The organism is Methylobacterium sp. J-030 (assembly GCF_022829545.1).
Classification (GTDB): Bacteria; Pseudomonadota; Alphaproteobacteria; order Rhizobiales; family Beijerinckiaceae; genus Methylobacterium.
On record NZ_JAKSYM010000239.1, the window covers coordinates 43,526 to 60,794 of the forward strand.

At 61.9% G+C, this 17,269-nt stretch carries 20 protein-coding genes and 1 tRNA gene; 6 read left to right on the forward strand and 15 right to left on the reverse strand.

The window, feature by feature from the left end:
* Position 1 precedes the first annotated feature (1 nt).
* Positions 2-754 carry a nucleotidyltransferase family protein gene (locus MKK75_RS17525; protein WP_244043817.1) on the forward strand — a complete coding sequence of 251 codons (753 nt, stop codon included), beginning with the start codon at positions 2-4 and terminating at the stop codon, positions 752-754.
* A gap of 128 nt (positions 755-882) precedes the next feature.
* Positions 883-959, forward strand: a tRNA-Arg gene (locus MKK75_RS17530).
* Between the two features lie 12 nt (positions 960-971).
* On the opposite strand, the gene MKK75_RS17535 is transcribed toward MKK75_RS17530, so the two are convergent.
* From MKK75_RS17535 to MKK75_RS17550, 4 genes are all read right to left on the reverse strand, one after another.
* Positions 972-2,123 carry a tyrosine-type recombinase/integrase gene (locus tag MKK75_RS17535; RefSeq protein WP_244043818.1) on the reverse strand — a complete coding sequence of 384 codons (1,152 nt, stop codon included), beginning with the start codon at positions 2,121-2,123 and terminating at the stop codon, positions 972-974.
* 180 nt (positions 2,124-2,303) lie between these two features.
* Positions 2,304-2,825, reverse strand: a complete 522-nt coding sequence (locus tag MKK75_RS17540; RefSeq protein WP_244043819.1) for a hypothetical protein — start codon at positions 2,823-2,825, stop codon at positions 2,304-2,306.
* Positions 2,826-3,035: 210 nt separating this feature from the next.
* On the reverse strand, positions 3,036-3,284 hold the full coding sequence (locus MKK75_RS17545; RefSeq protein WP_244043820.1) for a hypothetical protein: 249 nt from the start codon (positions 3,282-3,284) through the stop codon (positions 3,036-3,038).
* A 62-nt stretch (positions 3,285-3,346) separates the two neighbouring features.
* Complete coding sequence (locus tag MKK75_RS17550; RefSeq protein ID WP_244043821.1) at positions 3,347-3,631, reverse strand: hypothetical protein; 285 nt, start codon at positions 3,629-3,631, stop codon at positions 3,347-3,349.
* 237 nt (positions 3,632-3,868) lie between these two features.
* On the opposite strand from MKK75_RS17550, the gene MKK75_RS17555 reads away from it, so the two are divergent.
* Entirely contained in the window at positions 3,869-4,369 is a 501-nt protein-coding gene (locus MKK75_RS17555; protein WP_244043822.1) for a helix-turn-helix domain-containing protein, read from the forward strand.
* Between the two features lie 147 nt (positions 4,370-4,516).
* The gene (locus MKK75_RS17560; RefSeq protein ID WP_244043823.1) at positions 4,517-8,305 is read left to right on the forward strand and encodes an SIR2 family protein; all 3,789 of its coding nucleotides are present in this window, start codon (positions 4,517-4,519) and stop codon (positions 8,303-8,305) included.
* 124 nt (positions 8,306-8,429) lie between these two features.
* Here MKK75_RS17560 and MKK75_RS17565 read toward each other — a convergent pair whose 3' ends face one another.
* The 8 genes from MKK75_RS17565 to MKK75_RS17600 form a co-directional block, all read right to left on the reverse strand.
* A complete protein-coding gene (locus MKK75_RS17565) occupies positions 8,430-9,272 on the reverse strand; it encodes a hypothetical protein (RefSeq protein ID WP_244043824.1) in 843 nt (280 codons plus the stop codon).
* Complete coding sequence (locus MKK75_RS17570) at positions 9,269-9,469, reverse strand: hypothetical protein (protein WP_244043825.1); 201 nt, start codon at positions 9,467-9,469, stop codon at positions 9,269-9,271. Before MKK75_RS17570 ends, MKK75_RS17565 begins: the two co-directional genes overlap by 4 nt.
* A gap of 11 nt (positions 9,470-9,480) precedes the next feature.
* Entirely contained in the window at positions 9,481-10,152 is a 672-nt protein-coding gene (locus tag MKK75_RS17575; protein WP_244043826.1) for a hypothetical protein, read from the reverse strand.
* Positions 10,153-10,530: 378 nt separating this feature from the next.
* Positions 10,531-11,787 carry a phage major capsid protein gene (locus MKK75_RS17580; RefSeq protein WP_244043827.1) on the reverse strand — a complete coding sequence of 419 codons (1,257 nt, stop codon included), beginning with the start codon at positions 11,785-11,787 and terminating at the stop codon, positions 10,531-10,533.
* A 571-nt stretch (positions 11,788-12,358) separates the two neighbouring features.
* A complete protein-coding gene (locus MKK75_RS17585; RefSeq protein ID WP_244043828.1) occupies positions 12,359-12,622 on the reverse strand; it encodes a hypothetical protein in 264 nt (87 codons plus the stop codon).
* Between the two features lie 44 nt (positions 12,623-12,666).
* A complete protein-coding gene (locus MKK75_RS17590; protein ID WP_244043829.1) occupies positions 12,667-12,969 on the reverse strand; it encodes a hypothetical protein in 303 nt (100 codons plus the stop codon).
* Positions 12,970-13,175: 206 nt separating this feature from the next.
* Complete coding sequence (locus MKK75_RS17595) at positions 13,176-13,538, reverse strand: hypothetical protein (RefSeq protein ID WP_244043830.1); 363 nt, start codon at positions 13,536-13,538, stop codon at positions 13,176-13,178.
* A 144-nt stretch (positions 13,539-13,682) separates the two neighbouring features.
* Positions 13,683-15,152 (reverse strand): phage/plasmid primase, P4 family, encoded by a 1,470-nt coding sequence (locus MKK75_RS17600; protein ID WP_244043831.1) that lies wholly within the window; start codon positions 15,150-15,152, stop codon positions 13,683-13,685.
* 53 nt (positions 15,153-15,205) lie between these two features.
* Between MKK75_RS17600 and MKK75_RS17605 the strand changes: the two genes are divergently transcribed.
* Positions 15,206-15,415: a hypothetical protein gene (locus MKK75_RS17605; protein WP_244043832.1), complete on the forward strand. Its 210-nt coding sequence runs from the start codon at positions 15,206-15,208 to the stop codon at positions 15,413-15,415.
* Positions 15,416-15,932: 517 nt separating this feature from the next.
* Here the strand turns inward: MKK75_RS17605 and MKK75_RS17610 are convergent.
* The gene (locus tag MKK75_RS17610; protein ID WP_244043833.1) at positions 15,933-16,139 is read right to left on the reverse strand and encodes a hypothetical protein; all 207 of its coding nucleotides are present in this window, start codon (positions 16,137-16,139) and stop codon (positions 15,933-15,935) included.
* Positions 16,140-16,275: 136 nt separating this feature from the next.
* Here MKK75_RS17610 and MKK75_RS17615 point away from each other — a divergent pair, with 136 nt between their 5' ends.
* Complete coding sequence (locus tag MKK75_RS17615) at positions 16,276-16,527, forward strand: hypothetical protein (RefSeq protein WP_244043834.1); 252 nt, start codon at positions 16,276-16,278, stop codon at positions 16,525-16,527.
* 109 nt (positions 16,528-16,636) lie between these two features.
* On the opposite strand, the gene MKK75_RS17620 is transcribed toward MKK75_RS17615, so the two are convergent.
* Together MKK75_RS17620 and MKK75_RS17625 are read right to left on the reverse strand one after the other, a co-directional pair.
* Positions 16,637-16,930, reverse strand: coding sequence for a hypothetical protein (locus tag MKK75_RS17620; protein WP_244043835.1), 294 nt, complete (start codon positions 16,928-16,930; stop codon positions 16,637-16,639).
* On the reverse strand, positions 16,921-17,269 hold a 349-nt coding region (locus tag MKK75_RS17625; protein WP_244043836.1), incomplete at its 5' end, for a hypothetical protein. The genes MKK75_RS17625 and MKK75_RS17620, both read right to left, overlap by 10 nt.

Genomic DNA, 17,269 nt, shown 5'->3' on the forward strand with positions numbered 1-17,269 from the left:
CATGAGCGAGACCGAGCCAGCCGTCAGTCGCGCCTTCGTCCTGGCCGCGGGCCTGGGCAAGCGCATGCGGCCGGTGACCGCCACGGTGCCCAAACCCCTGGTGGAGGTGGCCGGGAAGGCACTCCTCGACCACGCCCTCGACCGGGTCGCCGAGGCCGGGATCGGCACCGCGATCGTCAACGTCCACTATCTCCCCGATCTGATCGAGGGCCATCTCGCCCGCCGGGCCGAGCAGCCGGGCCGCGGGCCGGCCACGATCGTCTCGGACGAGCGCGGGGCGCTCCTGGAGACGGGCGGGGGCATCCGCAAGGCGCTGCCGCTCCTCGGCGACGCGCCCTTCGCAGTTCTGAACTCGGATTCGTTCTGGCTGGAGGGCCCGGCTTCAAACCTGCGCCGGCTGATCGAGACCTGGGAGGGAGCGCGCATGGACGGGCTGCTCCTGGTGGCGCCCACCACCACCAGCCTCGGCTACGAGGGCGCGGGCGACTTCGTGATGGATGCGGACGGTCGCCTGGAGCGCCGCGGCGAGCGCGCGGTGGCGCCCTTCATCTACGCGGGGGTTGCGATCCTGCACCCCGGCCTGTTCGCCGACACGCCGGAGGGGGCCTTCTCGCTGAACCGCCTGTTCGACCGGGCGATCACGGCCGGGCGGCTGTTCGGCATGCGCCTCGACGGCCAGTGGCTGCATGTCGGCACGCCAGAGGCGATCCGGGCCGCGGAGGAGCGGGTGAAGGCGAGCGCGCGGGTGCTGTGACCCGGCGGCTGCCGGACCGATGGGCTCGCGCGATGTGAAGGTCGTCCGACGCGGCGTCTTGCCAAGCCCGATCCGAGCCTCTAGAAGCCCCCTCACACCGGCGGGCCGAGACCCCGCCGCCGTGTCAGGCGCCCGTAGCTCAGCTGGATAGAGCACCAGACTACGAATCTGGGGGTCAGAGGTTCGAATCCTTTCGGGCGCGCCATCTAACCTATTATTACACATCGCGTTTTCCTTTTGCTGCCTTCGGCCTCGGAGGTGCGGTTTGCAGTTGGTTTGCAAATTCGGTTCGCGGTGAGTTCTCCCAGTTGAAGATGGCTTGGTCCGCGAGCGCCCGAGTTCGCGCGAGATAGCGGTCCAGAATCACGGTCACCGTCTTGAGCGAGTGGCCGGTGATGGTGGCGATATGCTGCGGGTTGCATCCGGCCTCAGACAGCATGGTCACCGCTGTTCCGCGCAGGTCGTGGAAATGCAGTGCTACCGGCTCATCCAGGCCGGGCAGGCTGATCCGGCTGAGACCCGCTTCAGCCGCGGCCTCCTCCCAGAGCCGGGCGAAGTAGCGCTTTTGCAGCGCCCGCCCGGTCTTGGTGGTCAGCACCAGTGGCGACCCTCGCGGCATGCCGTCCAGCATGCGCCGCAGCGCCCTCGTGCAGGGGATAGTGATCAGGGGTGCCACACGGCCACCGCGGGCACTCTTGCCCTGCCGCAGCGAAATCGCGGACCCATCGTAGGCAGACCACGGCAGACGCAGGATATCCGCCTGCCGCTGGCCGGTGTGCAGGGCGATGATGAGCGCCCGCTGCAGCTCGATCGGCGCGACCCGCATGAAGGCCGCGATGTGCTCGGGCAGCCATACAATCTCGGACCGGTCGGCGTGATAGAGGCGCTTGAACCCGCGAACGTGGTTGGCCTGGACCCGGCCATTCTCTTGCGCCCAGGTCAGCATGGCCGAGATGACGGACAATCGGTTGTCCGCCTCGCGCTCGCCCGAGGCGCGAGCGATCTTTGCGCGCCAGTCGAGAAAATCGCGGCGAACGCCGGGCTCGTTCAAAGCCTCAATCGGCATATCGCCGAATTCAGGCTCGGCTTTGGTCAGCATGCGCTTGTACTCGCGCTGCGTCCCAGCCGAGAGCTTGGTCTCGAACTCCAGTGAGGCGGTGAACTCGCGCGCCAAACCGTTGAAGGTATCGCCTGAATGTCGAGCCTTCAGCGCCCGCTCGGCCTCAGCATAGCTCAGGATGAAGGCGCGCTCGCCGGGCTCGCCCTCGATGCGCATCCCGGTAGCGCGATGATACCAGTAGACGCGCCGCGTACCGTCTTTGAGGGTCTTGTAGGTAGCGAAGACGCCCGGATAGTCAGCTCGCACCACGGCTCGCCCTCCAGGCCTCAAGCGTTGTCAGAGGCTGAACCGGATCGTTTCCGGAAACGACTATGATACGGCCCGTATTAGGGTCGATCTCGACGCGGCCTACCTTGAGGCCAGCAGCCTGCGCGCCTCTTACCGCGCGAGCAATTGCGGCTTGGGTGATGATCTGGCGGCGGGGCATGATTAGCCCTCAGCGTTCTTAAGACCGAGCCGTATCCGACGGTCTATCTGGTTCAGCCAGACAAAAGTGCCGGACACTTGCTGCGATTGCTGAATTTTTGGAAATAGAATGCTTTGTAGAGGAGTTTTACTTAGCGGCTGTGTGTCATCGATCCACATGACAATGCCATCTTCTCGACTAGGATAGACAACGAGCAGGGTCCAGCCGGCTACGAAGAGGCCACCCTCATCTCGTGGTCGTCCCTCATGCTCCCAGTGCGGATCGAAGATATCCACGAAACTGCGTGCGGCGCGAAAGGCGCGAGCCGGTTCCACATCGTTGCGCACCAACTCAACGGCTGCGCCAATGTGCAAGGCGCGGCGGAGGGTGACGAGGTGAGCCTTGCCAGCGATTGCTGCCGGGCTATCACCAACGGCCGTATCGACACGCCAATGACCGCGCTGCAACCAAGACCGAAGCGTACCAACTTGGACGCCTGACGCGATAGCGACTTCAGAAAGAGTATATCTGGGATCGTCGAGCATGGCGCACCTAAAGCGACCGCTTGAGCCAGGCATACCTAAAGCGGCTGCATCAAGTCAACTGCTGAGTCGCTAGATCACGTGGCCAACGCTCTGCAGCCGCGTCACCTCCGAGCTTTCGCTGCTTCAGGCAGTCGAAATTTCGAGGCCGCAGTAACGGCCGCCCCATCAGAGGAGCGGCCGCATACTGTGGGCGATGCCCACGCTTTCCGATCAGTGCAGCGACGCGACGAACGGCGCGACTGCCTGGAAGTGATACAGGTAGCTGCTGCTATAGGGATCGCCGAAGCACGCGTCCTCGCCGTAAATGACGCCGAGGTACTGCTCTCGGCTCATTGACGGATCCTGATCGCGGCTGCCGAACGCTGTCTTGCGGAGACGATCAGCGAACCGCACGGGTCCACCGTAGGCCGCCGCCGCAAGCTCGGCGAGCTCGTGGCGATCATGGAGTTCATCGAACAAAGCCCGCCGGACCTCTGATGTTGCGAGCTGCCATTCCGCAGCTTGTTCCCCCCGATACCGGATCATTGCCGTCCCCGTTGATCCATAGCGCGCACGGTGGCGAGCGCCGTCTCTAGGTCTGGACAGGCGATGATGCTTGCGCGATCCCAGGACCAAGCCGCAAAATCGCCGTGCACCCTTTCACAGGTGACGAATCCGATGAACTTCGGGCCGTCGAACACGTCGAGGGAGATGAAGCCGGGCTGGCCACGGTTCGTCTGATATCGGAACTCATAGCCCGCGCTACGCTGCTGTCCGGGCTGCCGGCGCGGTCCGATCGGCGCGCTGAAATCGAGGATCTGACCCATCAGTGCCCCCCGAATTCAGCGTGGAGGGCGCGCAGGGCGAGCGTGACGGGCCCACAGGCCTGCCGTGGTTCGGGCTTGCTGAAAAGGCGGCGAAGAGTAATCAGGAAAGAAGCCATGACGTCCTCAAGCGACGTTGCGGTTAGGCCTGGGGAAAGGTTGCACCCAATCCCTAGGCCGCCTTGAATATGCATCAAAAGCGCATAAAATCAATGCGTCCGATTTGCATTCTTGAGGCACATGATGATTTCACCCGCGCAATGCAGAGCCGCCCGCGCTCTTCTCACATGGTCACAGGAGGATCTTGAGAAGCGCTCAGGCGTAGCGAAACGAACGATCGCCGAGTTCGAGCGCGAGGGGCGAGGGCAGCTTCAAACCAAGATCGAGGATGCCCTAAGAGCCGCCTTCACGGAGGCCGGAGTTGAGCTGATCGAGCAGAATGGCGGCGGCGACGGCGCTCGCTTCATTCGTCCTGTGCCACGATTCGTCCGCCTGTTTCGTAGGGATGACGTCGACCACCGACGGTGGGTAGCCTTCGCGTTCGACTATAAGGGCGAACGTCTGACCGGCTTCGTTAGGTATGAAGCGATTGGGATCGGCGACACGGCGGATCAGGATCCGGTCGAGGTGTTCGATCATTATCGCCGGAAGATCCTGCTCTGCGCCGCTGGGAAGTTCGATCGCGGCGATCTGGATCCGGACGGCCGGGCGTTGATCCAGGCTGGGGAGATCGATTTATGAACTTGCACGCACTTTGGAGGTGCTGTGACATGCGTACGAAGCGAATTCAAAATCGACGCTCTGTAAGACTTTGAGCTTAGCCCCCGAACTTAGTCGTGCCACGCTGGCGCTGGGACGCAGAGCGAACGAGGATAGTGCCGCAGCACCATGAGATTCCTAGCGAACGGCCCCGACATTCCGGATGAGCTCCTCGTCGCGCGGGATGCCGGAAACGTCATCTTCTTCTGTGGCGCCGGGGTGAGCCAACACGAAGCAGATCTGCCCAATTTCGTGGAACTAGCGGAAAGCGTCATCGAAATTCTGGGATCGGCACAGGACAGCCGCGCCCGGTCCTTGCTATCACGAATGAAGCATATCGGTCCGATGCCTGGTGTCGGCGGTCTCATCGCGGCCGACAGGGTCTTTGGGCTGCTAGAACGCGAATTTGAAGTTGCCGATGTACGTTCGGCTGTTGCCGAAGCTATTGAGCCGAAAAGCAATGCTGGTTTGGGCGCGCATCGAGTTCTACTTGATTTAGCTACCGCCCGTGGAATCACACGGCTGGTGACTACAAATTTTGATCTTCTGTTTGAAAACTGCGATCCGTCACTCTCAAAGTCCGGGCCGCCCAACTTGCCAGATCCAGGGAGCGATCGCGAATTTCGCGGCATTGTACATCTGCACGGACGTGTCGACGCAACTTATCGACGAGCTCAAGACGAAGAATTTGTAATTTCAAGCGCTGACTTCGGCCGTGCTTATCTTTCACTTGGGTGGGCTACTCATTTCATTCAAAAATTGCTTGCGAAATACCAGATCGTATTTGTCGGTTACAGTGCCGACGACCCACCGGTTCAGTACCTTTTGGAAGGATTGAATCTCAAGGCAGGCACCCCCAACCGGTTATATGCCTTCCAGAACGGTGAGCAGGCCTCTGCAGTTGCTTTATGGGAGCATCGTGGTGTCAGAGCGATTCCGTTTGACGCCAGCAGCGGCTTCTCGCCGCTCTGGGATTCTCTAGCAGCCTGGTCTCGGCGTGCCCGTGACATCAACGGCTGGCACAGAGAGGTTCTGGCGCGCGCCGGGCGAGGGCCACAGCACCTACTTCCTCACGAGCGTGGCCAGGTCGCCCACATTCTTTCGACGCGCGCAGGCGCGCGACGCCTGAGCGCTTCGTCGGATCTACTCGACGCTAAGTGGATCCTCGTGTGCGACCCGGCACAGCGCTACCATGAACCAGAGAACACGTCGTCGACCGATGGTACATCCGCTATCTTCGATCCATATGATCATCTCCATTTGGATAATGATCCGCTTCCTGATCCGGGCGATCCCGAGAACATACGAGACAATCGGAAAGTGCCTGCAAATATATTTAATGGCTTCAGAGCAAATGCTTTAGACCAGAGTTCCTCGCGCACATCCTTTTTACTTGCCCTTTACGGAAGCGAAGAAGAGTTCCAAGCCCAACTCCCATCCCGTTTGCGCGATCTTGGATGGTGGCTCGCAAATATATCCCATCAGCCGACCGCGCTCTGGTGGGCAACGCGTCAACCGGCGCTGCATCCGCAGCTATTGCGAGCACTCGAAGCTGTTCTCAAGCATGAACCAACCCGCTTCCCTTCAGCTATCCGGCGCGGGTGGCGAATGCTCATTAAGGCGTGGGCGGACGTGCGCCCTAATCCAGATCTAAAAGTGTACGAAGTGAGCCGGGAAGCGGCTCTATCAGGATGGTCAGCATCGCTTATTCGTGACTTAGCAGAGGTGTACCGTCCAAAGATAATAGTCAGGACCGGCTTCGCTCTTTCGCATCCGCTGCTGTGGTCGCCTGATGATGCTCTTACGGATCTAATTAGCCTGGATGTCGAATATCCAAATCCTCATCAGGAAGTTGATGTCCCGGATACCTTCGTCGCGTTGGCTATCGCCGAATTCCGAGCCCATCTCGAACTCGCTATCGACTTAGAATTTGAAACTCGCGGCTACAGCTCAATTCATCTCGGCTCTACAGGCGGCCTGGAAGGTGAGACTGATTCTTATAATAATTATGGCATTGTTTCACTAATTGTCAGATTTCAAAAGCTTTTCAAGAGATTTGCTGCTATCAACCCAAATCGTGCGGCCGAGCAAGTTCGGTCTTGGCCAGCAGATGACGAGCACGTGTTTGCCCGATTGAGAATTTGGGCTTCTGGATCTGGTTATTTGACGCCAACTGAGAATGGATCTTTATTAGCGGGGCTATCGGAACGTATTTTTTGGGGAACGGCGCATCAGAGTGACATACTCCGTTCTCTTGCTGCGCGTTGGAGCACAATTGATGACGAAGATCGAACGCGAATTGAACAGAGACTTCTAAACGGGTCTTATCCGTGGGAAGTCGACGCGGTTGAACGGATCGAGGAACTGGTAGCTCACGAGCGGCTTAACCGTCTTTATTGGCTATCCAATGCCGGTGTAAGTTTCAGTTTCGACCTAGGTCAGGCAATGGAAACACTGCGTGCCGTCGCGGTGCGTTGGGAGCCGCGTGACGGCGAGACTGCTGCAGACACCAAGTCGGGAGGATTTCTCGACGTAGTATCGGATCATGGTCACGATCCACTCCTTGCAATTCCTGTTTCCGAGATCCTGCGGCACTCTCAGAATATTGAAGGCTTAGACCTACGAAACTTGATTGATCGCGCTCCTTTTAGTGGTTTAGTTTCTCGGAAGCCCGTGCGAGCGCTCGCGGCGTTGTCTCACGCGGCACGCAGCGGCGAAGCTCCGAAAGAAGCATGGTCCGTTTTTCTACGCGCCGATCGTCGACCCAACGACCCGTTGCGAATGATTCGGACGATCGCTGTGCGATTGCAGCGTTTGCCGGCCGCCAGCCTGAGCGATCTCGCCTACCCAGTATCCGCATGGATGAATCGTATCGGCGCACGTCTGTACGACGACGCAACCGAGATTTTTCCGGAGCTATGGGCCGCGATGATTGTAGCGCTGCGCGCTGTGAAAGACGAAGATGCAGTCCCGCGACGTCGAAAATGGGCAGACCGGGCCATGAACGCGCCGGTTGGGGGACTCTTCGATCTACTCGTCAAAGATCCTTCGGTAACCGGCCGCAAGATTAACGACGAATTGCCTTCGCTTTGGCTTTCTCGACTCGACGACCTGCTCTCGCTGACAGGTGACCAGCGCCGCTACGTCCTAGCTTTGCTCGGTCAGCAAATAAATTGGCTCTTTCAAGTCGCTCCGGCTTGGGTCAAAGGCCGCTTAATTGAAGCATTGCTCGACGCGGGTGCGGATGGTGAAGCTATCTGGGAAGGAATGAGTTTCCCAGGAGGTGTACGATCAAAAGAGCTCGCTACGTTTATCAAGGCCAGCTTGTTGAGTCGATCTATTTTGCCTCAAGATCTCAGACCAAGAACCAGCTTCCTAGCTCAAATGCTTCTTGGAGGCTGGGGAGCAGACGAGAAGGGCGATCGGCTTCTCTCTTCTGAGGACCTCCGCGAGGTCCTGATTCAAACCGACGATAAACTACGAGTAGCCCTTCTCTGGCAGTTGGAGCGGTGGATATCGGATAAAGCAGGACCGTGGCGCGCGAGGACTTTGCTATTTTTTACTAAAGTTTGGCCAAAACAGAGGGCGTTGCACACTTCGCATTTATCAGGTCATCTGGCAAATTTTGTCCTTGCTAGCGGGGATTTGATGCCAAACCTACTGGAGGTGATACTTCCTCGTCTCGTTCCGATCCGCGACACCCCGTTGCGATTTGAAGGCACATTTGGTTCTGAAGGCGAGCATTCGGCGGTAACTTACCCAGCGGCGACCCTCGATCTGCTATGGGCCGTTCTCGGTGAGGATGTCTCGACTTGGCCGCACCAAGTTGAGCAAGCGTTCGAGCTTCTCGCTCAAGCACCTGAAACGGCTTCAGATGCTCGACTCGCGGAACTTCGACGCCGTTGGGACTTGGTTTAGGCTAGGGTTGGCGGAAGCGCCTACAGCGTTCATCTGCTGAACTGAAGCACGTCAGGAGCACCAATCGACCACCGGCAGCGCGGAGAGGCACAGCGCTTTCGTTCGATGGTTGAGCTTTGCAAGTTCAGGCTGCAGAGCGCTTCCCTGCGAGCCGCTTTTGACGTTCAAGCTCACGTCGCTCCTGGCGGTTCAGTCCGCCCGGGACCGATCCGGGTTCCACCGGCAGATCCTGCGTTGGGTCGATCCGCTCGCCGATCTTGTCCGGCCACGCGGGGCCGGTGCTGGTAGTGACGCCGTCCTTGGTGACGGTCAGGAACACCGGCCGGCCCCCGACGGCATAGGTTGCCTCTTCGTCCTCAGCCAGCACATCGCAGACCTGACGCTGTGCTCGAAGCACCTGTGTTCCGAACCGGCGAATTCCATGCAGGTCCAGCGCCGCGATGTTCACGCGCGGATCGAGGCCGACATCTTCCATCGCCTCGGCGGACGGTAGGGGCAGGATCATGGCGCGGTTCAGCGGGAGCTCGACCAATTCCCGGCTGTGCATGTCGACTGCCTCGGCGCCGAACGTATCGCCGTCCGACAGGCTGAGGTCCCCCACATCGCCCGCCTCGATCGAGAAGGCGCGGCAGGTGCCCCGTTTGTGAGACCAACCAGCCGCGGTCACCTGGAACCCAGGCGCGGCCTCTGAGGAATGGAGCATCTCGTAATGCTCCTCGCAGAACTCGGCCAGGAACGTCTCGGCCTCGTCCGCGAAGGCATCCAGGCTGTCGAACCGGAGGCTGAGCTTCGCCACCAGGAGGGCGTGCACGAAGATGGCGCCGCGCATGGCCACGATCCCGGGCCAATGCGGAATCACCATGGCCTTGGGGGCGAACCCCTGCACGTAGCCGCCGACGTCGTAGAAGGCGGTATCGGTGATCACCGTCACCCGGTCGCGCTGCAGGATGGTGTTGATCGCGGTCACGGCTCATCTCCCTTGGTGGCATCGTCGGTGGTCGGCCGCCCCATCAGGCCACCGCGGCCGATGCAGGCGCCGAGCGGATCGCCGGTCATGAGGCCAGTCAGAGCGCCTCCAAGCGCGCCCACGAGGGGGCAGGAGGCATTGCGCGGCAGCTGGCGCCGGGGCGGCTCGGCGGTGGCGAGGTTCGATCGTCCGGGCATGCGGGATCCTCTCAGGCGACGACGCGGAGTTGCGGAGGCTGGCGTGGCGCCTCGACGCCCTCGGGCGTGATCCTGGTGCCGATCTGATCCGGCCAGCGGCGGACCACACGTTGCACGATGCCGGCCTCGGTCACCTCGGTGAGCACGGCCGCTCCACCAATCGCGAAGCCTGTCGGCGCTGATGACCGCGTGCCGATCGGGCCGGGCGTGCGCCGCTGCAGCTCGATGACGTCCAGCAGCTTCTCGGCCGGCCGGCTCAAATCGAAGGTGCGGCCGACCTTCAGGCCAATGCTGCGCAGAGCCTCATTGTCCGGCAGGGGAGCCAGGGTGACGGCCATCGCCTGAAGCGTGAATGGTGGAACGCCACCATGGGCAACCGTCGAGAGGATCTGCAACTCGACGCATCGACGGGCGGTCGACCAACCCATCAGCACCAAGTCGAATTCGGTCTCGCTGTCTTCGGACCAGAACGCACCAGCGTCATAGGCCTCGCGCAGGGCCGCGGGAACGCCGGCCACAACGTCGTCGAAGCTGACGTAGGCCTCAAGCTCCTCCGCCATGGTCCGCCGCGTGGCCACCGCGCCCCGGGTTGCGAAGGCCATACCGAGATGCGGGACGGCCACAGCCTTGTTGACGAGGCCGACCATGACGCCTTCGCGATCGTAGGCCGCGGCGTCGACCATCAGGCGGCCGCGGGCTCCAGAGGCTATGGCGTTGATGGCGGTCACGCTGATCCTGCCGAGCTAGCGATAAGGTGCCTCAGGCGCCGCGGTGTCACCGGTCGGGGCCGGCGTCTGAGGCAGGACGCCCTGAGTACCGGACGCCGAAGAAAATGCCGGCCGCGCCCCGGGAAAATGACGGGTCCGCCGGCTCTCGGTGTTCATGCGGGCACCGCCGAGTGGCCCGGCCGGGGTTACGAGCCCCGACTGCCCTACCGGTCTCCTGCGGAAACCGGCGGATCCGATGCTGCCGGCCGCGTCGATGAGATGCTCACCGACCGCCGGGTCTCCGGTCGCCCGGAGGATCCTGCCGCAATGGTTGCGCACTCCGGCGGAACTCGATCAGGGGAAGATGCCGGTGACGAACGCCTGCGGCCGGCGGACCGTCATCGCGCTGCGACGCTCACAGCGGACTGTCAGAAGGTTATTCTCGAAATCGTCCACGTTTTCTGTAGCTATTTGGAGCTCGGCTTCCATCCGGTCGAATATTTGTGCCCCGTCTTGGAATGCGCCGACCAGCCAGTTGTTGGGAGTCATCGCCAATGTTGCTACGACTGGAACACCCCACAACATGGGAACATTCTGTCCAAAGACGTCGCCAACAATGTATCGACCCTGCCCGTCTTTGGTGACGAGAATGCGCCTCCAGTCAGTTGGATGCAGCACGATGCCAGTCGCCGGTAGGAGGGCGGTCTCGGCCTGCAGAAGCCCCAGGGCAAGGCGGTCGATCGCTGTCTCACCCGGAACCGTGAAATTGGCCGGGGGCGAATAGGGAACGGCTTGCGCCATGATCCCTAAGTAATTCACCCCCGTTCCGTCCCCGTACAAAAGCTGCTGCTCTTCAGTCAGGTCGAGGCCATAGCGCATCTCGCTATCGATCACAGCCTGAAGCTGAGGTGCATCGTCGAGGATCTGCCGAGATAGCTTCATGGTGTGCGCATTCGTCCTGACGAATGCATTGACCAATGTGAAATCGATCTCGGAGGCAGGCTTCTTCGTAGTCTCGGCGACGAAGGCGGCGTTCAGGTTTCGCACGGTCTGGCGCGGATAGCTGACCGCGTTCGACGTTGTGGTGCCGGGCGCCAGGAGGTTGCGGATCGTCATGCGCCGCTTCGGCATCATGACGGGATCGGCTCGGAAGTCAGGTGGCACGAGTGCGCCCGAGCTGCCAGCAGCGCTCGTCATCGTCGACACAGTCTTCACCTCGACCTTGGCGCTGCCACGCTGGCTTGAGCTATCCGCCAGTGCCTTGAATTGGTCCGACTGGATAAGCTTCTCGCCGGGCGTGAGCTCGCGCAGTCCTTCAGCCGAACCCGGCCGGCGGGCCGCCCGCTGCTCGACGTCGTCGAGGCGCTTTTCCATCTTGTTGAGAGACTCGTTCGAGCGAGTGGCGAACCGCTTCACCTCATCGGTGGCGGCCTTGAGCCCGAGCGCCATCGCCTTGAACTCGGCCTCACCACCGACATCCGGCGGGGCGAGCACAACGCGGGGCATACCGGGGATCGTGCATGATGCGAGAAAGCTTGCCGGGATCCCGCCGAGAATTGCGGGCCGGTTAGAACCGGCATCACGGGCGATGCGTTTACTGTCGAATTTCATGGCGGGCCTCCGGGGTTGTCCGGAGTTACCGACCGTTGTTGGCAATGGGTACAGGCTGCTCGTTGCCAACTTCGCCTGAATTTAGGATAGCGCGCAATTGGCGTTCGCTGATAGGCGGCGGTGATGCGGAGAAGGCGCGAAATAGGAGCTCCTTCTCGCCGCCCGCGTAGCGCCGTGGCATCTCGGCGGCATCTCGATCCCGCGGCCAGCAGGTCGCAGCGTAGAGCTTGATGCGCTGCCTCAGCCACAAAGCGCGGGCTCGCACCGATCCGTCGGCCGGACCGAACCGGCTGCTCAGCGTTCGGAGCTCCTTATTTCTACGCTCGCGACGTTCAACGACCCACCACGGTGCCCCGCTCGAACCGGACGCAACTCCCAAGGCCGCCTCCAGCGTAACGCCCCGGGACGCGCCCTGCAGGTAGAGCTCTATCCGTTCGGCCAAAGCCGTTAGAGCTGGAAAATCAGGGGGGGACCCGCATGCCGCTGCACACCGTCTGAGGAGCGCAAGGCCGTCGTCCTGGTTATCCGATTTGCGGGGCACGAAGCTCGTCCACCTCACTCAAAGATCCGATTAATGGCAGGTGGCGGGCGGGCTCGACGGGGCATGACCGCCGCCCGCCTGCTTCAGCCCCTCGCTCACCAGCAAAAGCATGACGCTGGTCTTCTCCGCACCAGCGGTGTCAACGTTGAGGGCTGTCGCTACAGACAAGGCGGCATCAGCCACGGCGGCAGGATCTTGGCCGCGTTCGATCAAGCTGCGGAGGAGCGCCTGAACCTCGCCATGGAGTGGCTCGGCGGTTAGATCCTCGTTCAAACTCGGAAAACACTCGGGCATTCGTCGTCTCCATGTGAGGAATTTTTTTGAACGGGTTGCGTCGCCTACGAGGTCGGTGTCGCCATCAGGCCAAGGTCGATCGCTAGGCGCCGACTGGTCGCGATGGCGGCCTCTACCGCCCGGGTCGCGGCCAGATAGTCTTTGGTAAAGCCCCTGGTGCGCTCCTTCTCAGCTAGGATCGTCAGGTGATCGATCCGCGTTCGCGACTGCACGTAGTCCGCGAGCGTGTTGATCTCGGCCGCTTGAACCGGTGCGTTGAGGGCCGCTCGCGCAGCGATAATGCGTCGAAATTCGTGTTTCTCGTGCCGTTCGAGCCACTTCGGCGGCTCAATTTTGCCTGTCATCATCACGCAAATCCCTGATCTCATTTGCGAAGCCTGTAGCGGAGGCGGCGCAAAAGGCAGAAAACTCGGAAAACGGCCCAAAAATCCTCGCGCCGGAAAAAAGTTGCGCAAATGGGACCATATGCGGTTCTGGCTCTCCTCGACTTTGAAGATTTGCCTCTACCCCCCGGGGTGGCTCTGTTCTGGCGGCGCGCTCATTGCTGACGACCTCAGAACGGCAGCTCATCGTTCGGATCGGCTCCTTTCGGATTGAGCCCCATGTCGGCCATCAGCGCCGCAGCGCGCCGGTCCGTGGCGGCGCCATGTGCGGCATCGGTTCGCGATGCTTGGGGCTTCGAGCGTCGTGATGGTGCGGCTGCCGTCTTCCGCGGTGGTGAGGCCGACTCGCCTGGTCTCGGCTGCGAGGCCTGGAGCAGCATGGTCCAGCGAGCAACCTCTTTGCCGGTGCACTCCGCCCGATCGTCGCGCAGCATGACGATGCGCGCCTTGCCGAGGTAGCCCGCGAAGTAAGTCGAGCCGGCCGCCGAGCGGTATTCCCGAAGCTCGACCAAAGGGATGCTGGGTTCACGCATGGGCTTTCACCGACGCTGTGGGGTGCGCGTGGAGCGCGTTGGCTGCCGAGGGGTGAGGCGGCTGAGGCGGGTTGAGGCCACCAAAACCAATGGCACTCATGTGCGTGTGTGCGCGCGTGTGCGGGGCAATGCTGCAGCGACGCCTCATGTCGCCTCACCCGCCTCATCTGGCCGTCGTGACAGGTTGCGGAGCTCGATCCCCTCGTAGCCTCGGCTGCGGCCGCCGGTGGCATTCGGGACGTTCTTATTCTTCCGGAAACCGAGCTTATCCATGCGATCGCCGAAGCTGGTCAGCGTGCCGATCGGCTCGTTGTGCGACTTGGCGAACTCGCCCCACGATGCGAACAGTTCCTGCGTCGTGGCCTTGCGGAACGGGTTCTCCGCCTCGACCAAGCAGTGATCCTCCAGCCATTGCCCGAATGAATCCTGAGCGGCGAAATATTCCTCGGTCGCGTCACGAACGACATCGGGCCGGACCAGACCGTTAAGCTGCCAATCCGAGCAGCCCTCGATCATCCACCGTAGGATGGCCGGCCACTCGGCTCGAAGCTTCTCCTCTAGCTCGCGATCCGGACGCTCCGGTTTCCGGGTGAACGGCACGATGTTGAAGCGGCGGCGCGCGGCCTCATCCACGTTGCGGAGCATCGGCCGATGATTGCCGACGATCGTGAGCTTGAACGTCGGGACGAAAGTGAAGTTGTCCTGGCGCATGAACCGCGCCGTGACCGGATCACCGCCCGTCAGCTGCTTGATCCGGGCTTCTGCCCAGGCCCTGTCCGCCTCGGTTTCGCTAGCCGTGACGAGGCGAGCCCCGCGGAGCATCGCCATGTCGGTCGGGTGCTTGTCGCCCCGGGTTGCGGTGAACGTGTCCATCGCTGCGGTCGTCGCGTAGGCGCCGAGAATGCCGATCAGGACGTTCAGGAACACGCTCTTGCCGTTACCGCCGGCCCCGTGGACGAAGACGAGCGCATGCTCCCGGGTGAGGCCTGTGAGGCAGTACCCAGCCCACTGCCGCAGGAAGCGGATCAGCGCAGCATCCCCGCCCGTCGCCTCCTGGAGGAAGGTGAGCCACAGGGGGCAGTCAGGGGCCCCCACAGGCGCGACGGCGGTCAGTTTTGTGATTTGCTCTTCAGGCCGCGCCCGGCGGAGCTCACCCGTGCGGAGATCCACCGTGCCGCCGGGGGTGCCGAGAAGCCAAGGATCGCGGTCCCAGGCGTCGGCCGTCACGGCGAAGAGCGGGTCGACACGGCAGAACCGCTCGACCCCGCTGGCGAAGCTCACCTTGCTGGCGATGAAGCGCGTGGCCTGGTCCTGCTGTGCGCACAATTCCCGGGCGAGCTCGCGGGCCCACTGGAAAGCCAGCCCAGATCGGTTCGGAATCCAGGCAGCGCCTGTCCATGTGTGCCACCGCGCCGAATCGTGGCAGTAGAGCAGATCGCCGGCATGGCGGTCGGCGAAGATCTGCGCGGCCCAATCCTCTGTCAGCAGATCAACCGCTGGCGCGGCCTTCTTCCGAGCACCCTTCGGCTTCGAAGCTGGGGCAGGCGGCGGCGGATCATCGGCCTCAGGCGGATCTGAGCGGTCGAGCTCAAGAACGGGCGGCTCCGACCTCATGGCCGAAGCTCCGTTGCGTCTCGACGCTTCAGCGGTCGAGCGGCTCGTGCGGATTGGCGCAGGCGGTCATCGGCTTCGACGGCTCGGGCCAAGCCTGGCAGGGCATTAGCAGCGTGCGTAGCGCAGATGGCGAGCATTCGCAGGGATCGCTGAAGCCCTCGATCATCACCGAGCGCGGCATAGTCAGCCGCGTGCTGTGCGAAGATCGCGGCCTTGTAGGCCATATCCGCGATGGCTTCACGATGCAGCGAAACCGCGAGTGAAGGGTGGCCTGCCTCGATCAGTGATTGCTCAGTGCTCATAGGGCACCTCGCAGCAGGAAACACCGTGCAGCGGCATGGCCTGCCACGACGCCGAGCACCATTCCTTCACGGTCGAGGACTGCGATGAGATCGCTTGCCAGAAATGGGCACGCTGCCCTATCTCTGCTTCCGGTTCTCTGATCAGGACCACCAATCTTAGCGCCGTTGCGGGATCCGACCCCCGCGACGGCGTTTTCGTTTTTCGACTTCAGCAAGCGCGATTTTTGGTTTGCAGACAGGCCGCTAACCTGTTGATCCGTAATAGGCTGGTAGAGACCGAGTTTGCAAAATTCTTGTCTATTTTCAGCGCGCTGCCCCAATCTACGAATCTGGGGGTCAGAGGTTCGAATCCTTTCGGGCGCGCCATCACTTAGCTTGGTTTCAGGATATCGCTAAGCGGTTCAGGGTAACGCAGCGGGTAACCGCGCACCCTTCCGTCGGCTGCCACCCGCACCGGATGCGCGAGCAGCCTTGGTAGTCAGGCTTGCCGCGCCTTCTCGGCCTTTGCTGCGGCGATCATCTCGGCCGTGACCCTGATTATGTCGCCGCCGTCCCAAACCACGTCACCCGGTTCCAGATCCTCAATGCCGTTGTAGGCCCTCCGACTCTCAGGAGAGGGACAGGCGTCGTTCTCGAATGCGTCCTCGTGGATGAGACCGCTGCCGGTTCGGTAGAAGCTGGCCATCGCCTCCTCGCTAGCTGATTTGGTCTGATCCGCCCGCACCGGATGCGCGAGCGGCGTTCGTGAAGGGCGGCTGAGGACCTAGGCTGCCCTACATGGGCTGGGCACCCAAACGCTGGAGCCCGCCTTGTCCTCCCCTATGGAAAACATCCTTCTCGAAGAGCTTCGCGATCTGTCAGTGAGGTTCCAGGTCCTTCAGGCCACCTTGGGCACCGTGATCTCGCTGATGAACGATACGCAGCGGGATACGGTGATCAGGATGCTGGCCGAAAACTTGAAGGTTGTCGGCACCGAGGACCCCCGCGGCATCGCAGGCGCGACCGCGAAGGAGCTGATCGACTACGCTTTGCTGCCCGCGAGCGTGATGCTTGGACGCACCGAAGAAGCCTGAGACGCCAAGAGTGGGCCTCCCCTCGACCTCCACGTCCGCCTGCACGTCTCAACAGCCGGGTCTCGGGCGGGCGTGGATGCGGCGGCAAAACGGAAATCGTTTCCGTTTTTCAAAGCGAGACGGTGTCGTGTTTGGTCTCCCGAGATCTAGGAAGCGCAAAGCGGACACGGTGTCCGTTTTCCAAAAGCGAAACCGTTTCGCATTTGACTCCTACCGACACAGCACTGGCATCGGCGGGCACGCCGCTGGCGGTGAAGGGGATTGGCCCTTTGCCCACCGCGATCAGCGTCCGCAGGGCACGGGTGGCGTAGTAGTTCGCCCTGCGCACGTCGGCGGTGGCCCGATGGGTTCGCCGCATCTGCCACCACGCCACCGCGATGATGAAGGGACTGATCAGGTGCATAGCGTGCCCTCCCCAAGCTTCATCAGGTCGAGCGCGACGCCTAGTACCACCTCATCGATGTAGGCGTGGCCGCTGGCTGCCTTACTGTTCAGCTCCTCCTCAAGATCCGCCAAGGGGTACAGCCGCGCCATGCATGCTGCCTTCGCGAGGATGTCGGGCAGGCTACGCGATGGGAAGCCGAGCACGCGTGAGCGCATTGCTCCAGCTGCTCGGATCAACCCTTTCGGGTAGTCGATGCCGCTGTCACCCCCCGATGCATTGAGCAGGGCATTGATGCGATCGTGCTTCGCGATCAGCCGGACGAGCTTGGGCGACGCAGCGGGCTCATCGGCGCGGGCC

Bases quoted from the DNA above. Each gene is read 5' to 3' on its own strand.
- MKK75_RS17615 (WP_244043834.1), top strand. From the start codon at position 16,276: ATGGAAAACATCCTTCTCGAAGAGCTTCGCGATCTGTCAGTGAGGTTC.
- MKK75_RS17570 (WP_244043825.1), bottom strand. From the start codon at position 9,469: ATGCCCGGACGATCGAACCTCGCCACCGCCGAGCCGCCCCGGCGCCAG.
- MKK75_RS17550 (WP_244043821.1), bottom strand. From the start codon at position 3,631: ATGGGTCAGATCCTCGATTTCAGCGCGCCGATCGGACCGCGCCGGCAG.
- MKK75_RS17595 (WP_244043830.1), bottom strand. From the start codon at position 13,538: ATGCGTGAACCCAGCATCCCTTTGGTCGAGCTTCGGGAATACCGCTCG.
- MKK75_RS17540 (WP_244043819.1), bottom strand. From the start codon at position 2,825: ATGCTCGACGATCCCAGATATACTCTTTCTGAAGTCGCTATCGCGTCA.
- MKK75_RS17525 (WP_244043817.1), top strand. From the start codon at position 2: ATGAGCGAGACCGAGCCAGCCGTCAGTCGCGCCTTCGTCCTGGCCGCG.
- MKK75_RS17585 (WP_244043828.1), bottom strand. From the start codon at position 12,622: ATGCCCGAGTGTTTTCCGAGTTTGAACGAGGATCTAACCGCCGAGCCA.
- MKK75_RS17620 (WP_244043835.1), bottom strand. From the start codon at position 16,930: ATGCACCTGATCAGTCCCTTCATCATCGCGGTGGCGTGGTGGCAGATG.
- MKK75_RS17600 (WP_244043831.1), bottom strand. From the start codon at position 15,152: ATGAGGTCGGAGCCGCCCGTTCTTGAGCTCGACCGCTCAGATCCGCCT.
- MKK75_RS17580 (WP_244043827.1), bottom strand. From the start codon at position 11,787: ATGAAATTCGACAGTAAACGCATCGCCCGTGATGCCGGTTCTAACCGG.
- MKK75_RS17560 (WP_244043823.1), top strand. From the start codon at position 4,517: ATGAGATTCCTAGCGAACGGCCCCGACATTCCGGATGAGCTCCTCGTC.
- MKK75_RS17590 (WP_244043829.1), bottom strand. From the start codon at position 12,969: ATGATGACAGGCAAAATTGAGCCGCCGAAGTGGCTCGAACGGCACGAG.
- MKK75_RS17610 (WP_244043833.1), bottom strand. From the start codon at position 16,139: ATGGCCAGCTTCTACCGAACCGGCAGCGGTCTCATCCACGAGGACGCA.
- MKK75_RS17575 (WP_244043826.1), bottom strand. From the start codon at position 10,152: ATGGTCGACGCCGCGGCCTACGATCGCGAAGGCGTCATGGTCGGCCTC.
- MKK75_RS17555 (WP_244043822.1), top strand. From the start codon at position 3,869: ATGATGATTTCACCCGCGCAATGCAGAGCCGCCCGCGCTCTTCTCACA.